The sequence below is a fragment of the Massilia consociata genome, from assembly GCF_042432755.1.
In the GTDB taxonomy this organism is placed as follows: domain Bacteria; phylum Pseudomonadota; class Gammaproteobacteria; order Burkholderiales; family Burkholderiaceae_D; genus Telluria; species Telluria consociata.
This window is the reverse complement of the sequence record NZ_JBHLWP010000026.1, coordinates 1-5495: the sequence shown is the minus strand read 5'-3', so window position 1 is coordinate 5495 and position 5495 is coordinate 1. Positions and strand designations below refer to the sequence as shown.

Below are 5495 nucleotides of genomic sequence, written 5' to 3'. Positions count from 1 at the left end.
GCCAGGAACACATCTATCGGGTGCCCGAAACCGTCACCCGCGTTGTCGATCGGGCGCGCGCGATCGCGCCGACCTCGTTGCAGGGGATGCAACTGGCGGAGGTCGAGCGGATGACGGCCAAGGCCGTCGATGTGGAGTGGAAAGCGCCGGCGAGTCAGCGCGAATTCGATGTGCGCGTGTCGCGCTTTGTCCTGCCGGCCGTCGAGCGGCGGCAGCAGCAGGAGAAGGAACAGGCCCGCCAGCAGAAGGGCCAGGGCATGGAGCGATAGCCGCTCCTTGGCGTCAAACCCTCACGCCCCGCGTGAGTCCAACCAGGCGTAAGCCTCCCCCTCGGCGTCAGTGTGGGCCTCGGCCTGCAGGAAGGCATCGTAGGCGTCCGCTGGCCGCGCCGATCCGGCCACCCCCAGCCAATAACCACGTTCGGCCTCGGCCATGGCGTTCCACCAGGCCATGCCCTGGCGCGGGTCGGCCGGCGCGACAGGGAACACCCCGCCGCCTACTTCCTCGCCGTCCTCCAGGAGCCGCAGCCGCCACCCGCCGCCCAGCTCGGCCGGTCGGGGGGTAATCTCGTAGCTGTATTGCATCAAAATTCCTCCTGGTCGTCGGTGACTGGATCGGGGATGCGCTGCTGGCCGTTGGCCTCCAGTTTCGCTCGATAAGCGTGATCCGAGGGTGCGCTGGCCGACTTGGGCTTACGTTCCTTGTCCTTGATCTTGAAGGCAAAATCCGTGATAGCACGGCCAGTCTTGACCGGCTTGTAGCTCACTGTCAGGTCGCTGTGCTTGTTGACCTGATCCACGGCTACATCGAGCACCCGTTTGATGAAATCGGCCGTTAGCTTGTACTCGTCGGCCGCGATCTGTAGCGTCTCGCGCAGCCACTTGAGGTTGAGGGTACGGTTGCCGATCTCTCGATGCTGGGCCAGCAGTTCGTAGATCCGCACGGCGTAGGCGCTCGTCATCTGACCGACCTTCTCCAGCTGGTAGGACGTGAATTCTTCCTCAAGGCGTGTTATGTACTTAATAACATCATGAGTAAATACGACCTTGATGCGGCCGGCCCCATCGACATAGCTCGCCTTGCTGATCCATCGTGTCTTGGAGACCTGTTCCTTGCCAGTGTCTTCGTCCGTCTCGTACAGAGTAACGCTGCGGTCATACAGGGCATCCATAGCTTCCTTGAGCTGGTGGTACACATGGCCCTTGTCGATGCTAGGGAATTGCTTGGCGAAGGCTTCAGCCGTAATGACGACCGGGGAATCAGGGAATAGCCCCTTCTGTTCCTCGCGGCATCGGCAGATGGCATAGAGGATGATGCGCTGCTCGTTCAGGCTCAGCCTATAGCTGGCCTCGATAAGGCGATTGGACTTCACTACTAGCTCATGCTTTTTCATTAACCCCCTTTATTAATGACATATCTTTTAATGTCATTCTACAGTCATGATATGACTTGTCAATAGGCGTCATAGTTAACCGCATAAACGTCATAGTTAACCGCATAAACGTCATAGTTAGAGTCTGAAACCCGCATGGATACTGGCTTTCCGGCCGCCTAAAAGGACTTAAAAGCTACTCCCCCCGCTATCGCGTGCAGGTCGTAATGCTTTAGGCCCCCCCAAGGGGGCAGAGAGAACCGCCCCCCCAGGGTCCGCAACGGCCGCAGACCGGACGCGCTGGAGGCGCGCCGGGTCGGGCAGGGGTGGCCCTAACGGGCCATCCTCGCTCCCTCGCCTTCGGCATCGGTCCTCGGACTCAAATCGCCCCTGCGGGCAGCTCGACGGCCGGCTGGTCGGCCTCCAGGTAGTGGCCGGCGGCGGTCGCGTGCCGGGGTTGGGGTTTCGGGTTTTCGATTTTCAGGGTTTCAGATGTAACCGGGCGTGCCGGTTTGCGAAGCAAATCGGTGCGCAAGCAAGCGGGGACGCCCGCGCGCTAAGGCGTCTAGTTAGCTTTATCCTGAGATTTGGATTTGATTTGGCAGAAACAAATCCAACCTGCGACCCACCACTTTGAAAGTTTCCTTTCTTCCATTGTTTGGGCATGTATGGCTCGATTAATTGCTAATCTCATCCGTCTAAAGGCATAAGCTGCTCGGCGATTTTCTGCGAAAGTTTCTTTTTCCACTATTGTCCGCTTTGATCTTGCTGTACACCTATTCGTAAATACGAATATCTAAACAAAAGTGAGTCCTATGATGCGATAATCAAGGTTCCAAGTGCTGCTGTACCATCTAGCTATGTCTGATGAGTTAAAACCAACAAAGCATCTTAGTTCGGATGAACTGATCGATGCTATTCGGAAACAGAGCGACCGTACTAAGCAGCTCTTGCGGGAAGGTAAGCTTCGTCGTGCAGATGCAGAGAGGCTGCGTGATCGCTTAAATGAGAGTTTGCAAAAAGATAAGGAATTTTAAGGGCGAAGTCCGGCCTTAAGACTTTCTAGCCAGCGCTCAAGCGCGAAATTTCGCGCGTCTTGTAATAGGTCGCTAAGTGTAGCTGTGCCTTCGATGTACTGCTGCAAGAGACGTAGGTGAGCGTCATCAGGTATCAGACCCTCCAGGCGAAAATTGGTGAGCATTTGTGTGACGTGCTGCTCGCGGTCCGAGCGGCTGGTCATGTCTGATCCCATACGTCCACCGTGAGCATGTGGTAGGCCGGCAGGGCAACCAGCCGTTGCCGATGGATGGTCACGTTCCAATTCTGCCCCTTGTTCGGTCCCCAGTCCTCGACCGGCGGACCGTCGATGATGAAGGGCACGAAGTCGCCGGCCGGTACCGTATAGCGGTTCGGGTAGCCGTTGAACGAGTGCTGCTCGGCCCGGCCTTCCTTTACCAAGTCATCGAGGAAGCGCATGTTGAACACGCTCGCCTCCCAGGATGCGACCAGCGGCCCCATCCTATCTTGTGATGCGTCACGCTCTTCCGGCGTGCGCGGGTCTACCACCACCCACCATCCGCTCATGTTCAGCTCCCTGTGTTCTTCGTAGTAACGACTGCACGCATTGCTTCAAAGATCGCCCGACCAACCAAGTCTTGTGCATCCAATGCTGCTTCTAGGAAGCTAATCGCGGCATCAGACGCGGAATCGTCCAGCGCTTCGCGCATGTCCTCTAATGCTTCAATGGCTCGATCCAGATAGTCCCGACATGCTTCTTTCGTCATGTACCACTACTCCGTTTGAATACTTTCTTGGCGTACAGGATACAGCCCAAACAGTGACCGGTCGTCGTCCCTGGTAAGGAACGTGTCGAGCTTCGCCAGGATATTCGTTTTCGTGGCCTCATTTTTCTCCATGTGCTCAAGCATCATGGCCCCGACCAGGACCTTGCGGCGCGTGTCCTGAGTACGAGTGCGTTTCGCCTCGGCGGCCCGCTTCTGGGCCTCCTGTTTTTGCTTGAGCGCCTTGAGCTGTTTCAGCTTCTCTTCCTGCGCCTTGATTCGTTCGTCCAGTGCTGCCATGTCGTTGCCTTTCGATAAGTCTTTGGCTGATTCTACCGCGTATAAAAATTGCCGTAAAGCAAGCTATAATGGCGGCGCGGACGACCCCAGCGACGAGCGACAGCGAAGAGCAAGGGCGCACTTAATGCAAACTTCGTTTGCGTGCGCCCTTCGGGGGTAAAGACAACGGCGAAAGGCGCGGCGGCATGGGCTACGGATGGGATAACGAGGTGCGAGACCGGTACATATACCTGCTGGCCTTCGCGGCCAAGCGGCAGGTATATGTTGGCCAGTCCGTCGATCCCATTCGCCGGATCAAGTCTCATCGCCGCCCCAGTGGCGGATGGGACGATCCGTTCCTGCCGTTGGTCGTGCACCGGGAGCAGTGCACTGAGGCCGAAATCATGGATTTCGAATACGCGTGGCGGTGGAATGTCCACCTTCACGGCTGGACGCCAATCACGCTGAATGGTCTGCCATTCGATATGGGCTTGCTGAGGCCAAGCGCGAAGGAAAGGGGCGGCGCTTTACCGTGGCCATTTATCATTTAAGCGCGCAGATCATCAGCCGGAAGTCGGGGCGGTCATCAACCGCTGCCGCCGCGTATCGCGCTGGCGTCGAGATCACCGACCAGCGTACCGGCGAGGTGCACGATTACACGCGCAAGCGCGGCATCGAGTCGGCCGACATCGTGATGCCGTCCGGTTCTACATGGAGTCCAACCCGCGTCGAGTTGTGGAACACAGTCGAGGCGAAGAACAAACGTGCGGACGCCCAGGTAGCGCGGGAATTCCTCGTCGCCCTGCCGGACGAGCTGGACGCCGGACAGCGGCGACGGCTGGCCGTGGACTTCGCCCAGGAGCTGGCTGACCGTTACGGGATCGCGGCCGATGTGGCGATCCATGCCCCCGGCAAGGAGGGCGACCAACGCAACCACCATGCCCACATCCTCACCACCACCAATCGGGTCGAGGGTGACGGGTTCGGGAACAAGGTGCGCGAGCTTGACCTGGTGGCGCACAACATGGGCGGCGGCGTGGGCAAGGCGAACGAGATTGACCGCATTCGCGCCAGGTGGGCCGAGCTGGCGAACGAGCGGTTACGCGAGCATGGCCACGAGGCGCGCATCGACCATCGCACCCTTGAAGCCCAGGGCATCGACCGCGAGCCGACCCAGCACCTCGGACCGACTGCCACGGCCATCGAGCGCCGCACCGGCCAGGCCAGCCGGAAGCGGCAGGACTTCGACCAGGACGTGGCCGAGCGCCTGACCCAAGCCAAGAAGGCCGGCGAGCTGGAGAGGCTGGGCCAAGTTCTCGAGCGGTCGATTCTCGACCTGTCGGGCGACATCGAAGCGGCCAAGAATCAGCGTATCCAGGAGCAGGCTGCAGAACTGCATAAACGGGCCTTGGAGCGTTCGGAGGCCGAGGCGGGGGCGAAGTATGCCCGCGTCCTCGAAAACGTCACCAGCGAGACGCTAGCCACCGTGCCGGGCCTGTTGCCGGCCCAGGCAATCAAGCGCGCGCTGCACCAGGTCGGCAAGGAGGTCGAGGCCGAGGCTGGCCAGGCGCCGGCCGTCGATGTGGACGCGATCCGGCGCCAAGTGCTGGCCCAACCCGCCATGCAGCAGCGGCTGTCCCAAGCTGCGCTACTGGAGGCCCGCGGCCAGGCCACGCTGGCCGACGTCGCCGGCATGGGCAGCCTCAAGCGGCTGATGTATGACACCAAGGCGATGACCGAGGAGGCGCACCAGCTGCTGGCGGCCGCCAAGCTGGAGCGTGCCCAGGTCGGCAACGCCGTCGAGCTGTCGCCCGAGGTGCAGGCCGCGCTCAAGGCCGACGAGCTGGCGAAACGGACCCGCCTGCGCACGGTCGAGGCGATCAAGGAGCTGGACCAGGTGCTGACCCGCACCGAGCGCGGTCAGGCTCCCCACCAACGCCAGGAACACATCTATCGGGTGCCCGAAACCGTCACCCGCGTTGTCGATCGGGCGCGCGCGATCGCGCCGACCTCGTTGCAGGGGATGCAACTGGCGGAGGTCGAGCGGATGACGGCCAAGGCCG

The 5495-nt window shown here is 60.3% G+C and carries 9 protein-coding genes; 4 read left to right on the top strand and 5 right to left on the bottom strand.

Features of this window, described 5'->3' with window-relative positions; genetic code table 11:
- On the top strand, positions 1 to 269 hold a 269-nt coding region (locus ACFFJK_RS21610), incomplete at its 5' end, for a hypothetical protein (protein ID WP_379681728.1).
- A gap of 21 nt (positions 270 to 290) precedes the next feature.
- Here ACFFJK_RS21610 and ACFFJK_RS21605 read toward each other — a convergent pair.
- Both ACFFJK_RS21605 and repM read right to left on the bottom strand, forming a co-directional pair.
- Positions 291 to 584, bottom strand: a complete 294-nt coding sequence (locus ACFFJK_RS21605; protein WP_379681727.1) for a hypothetical protein — start codon at positions 582 to 584, stop codon at positions 291 to 293.
- Positions 584 to 1372 (bottom strand): replication initiation protein RepM, encoded by a 789-nt coding sequence (repM, locus tag ACFFJK_RS21600; RefSeq protein ID WP_229409945.1) that lies wholly within the window; start codon positions 1370 to 1372, stop codon positions 584 to 586. Before repM ends, ACFFJK_RS21605 begins: the two co-directional genes overlap by 1 nt.
- 839 nt (positions 1373 to 2211) lie before the next feature.
- Here repM and ACFFJK_RS21595 point away from each other — a divergent pair.
- Complete coding sequence (locus ACFFJK_RS21595) at positions 2212 to 2409, top strand: hypothetical protein (RefSeq protein ID WP_379681726.1); 198 nt, start codon at positions 2212 to 2214, stop codon at positions 2407 to 2409.
- Positions 2410 to 2608: 199 nt separating this feature from the next.
- Here ACFFJK_RS21595 and ACFFJK_RS21590 read toward each other — a convergent pair whose 3' ends face one another.
- The 3 genes from ACFFJK_RS21590 to ACFFJK_RS21580 are packed head-to-tail and all read right to left on the bottom strand — an operon-like array spanning position 2609 to position 3453.
- Complete coding sequence (locus ACFFJK_RS21590; protein ID WP_208281715.1) at positions 2609 to 2956, bottom strand: hypothetical protein; 348 nt, start codon at positions 2954 to 2956, stop codon at positions 2609 to 2611.
- 2 nt (positions 2957 to 2958) lie between these two features.
- On the bottom strand, positions 2959 to 3156 hold the full coding sequence (locus ACFFJK_RS21585; RefSeq protein ID WP_005671592.1) for a hypothetical protein: 198 nt from the start codon (positions 3154 to 3156) through the stop codon (positions 2959 to 2961).
- Between the two features lie 6 nt (positions 3157 to 3162).
- Positions 3163 to 3453, bottom strand: a complete 291-nt coding sequence (locus tag ACFFJK_RS21580; RefSeq protein WP_208281717.1) for a DUF8583 domain-containing protein — start codon at positions 3451 to 3453, stop codon at positions 3163 to 3165.
- Positions 3454 to 3638: 185 nt separating this feature from the next.
- Here ACFFJK_RS21580 and ACFFJK_RS21575 point away from each other — a divergent pair, with 185 nt between their 5' ends.
- Entirely contained in the window at positions 3639 to 3983 is a 345-nt protein-coding gene (locus ACFFJK_RS21575; protein WP_031943689.1) for a GIY-YIG nuclease family protein, read from the top strand.
- On the top strand, positions 3965 to 5495 hold a 1531-nt coding region (mobQ, locus tag ACFFJK_RS21570; RefSeq protein WP_379681725.1), incomplete at its 3' end, for a MobQ family relaxase. The genes ACFFJK_RS21575 and mobQ, both read left to right, overlap by 19 nt.

What these genes read in the sequence shown, in the direction of transcription:
- ACFFJK_RS21605 (WP_379681727.1), bottom strand. Translation starts at nt 584, where the DNA reads ATGCAATACAGCTACGAGATTACCCCCCGACCGGCCGAGCTGGGCGGC.
- ACFFJK_RS21590 (WP_208281715.1), bottom strand. Translation starts at nt 2,956, where the DNA reads ATGAGCGGATGGTGGGTGGTGGTAGACCCGCGCACGCCGGAAGAGCGT.
- ACFFJK_RS21585 (WP_005671592.1), bottom strand. Translation starts at nt 3,156, where the DNA reads ATGACGAAAGAAGCATGTCGGGACTATCTGGATCGAGCCATTGAAGCA.
- ACFFJK_RS21580 (WP_208281717.1), bottom strand. Translation starts at nt 3,453, where the DNA reads ATGGCAGCACTGGACGAACGAATCAAGGCGCAGGAAGAGAAGCTGAAA.
- ACFFJK_RS21575 (WP_031943689.1), top strand. Translation starts at nt 3,639, where the DNA reads ATGGGCTACGGATGGGATAACGAGGTGCGAGACCGGTACATATACCTG.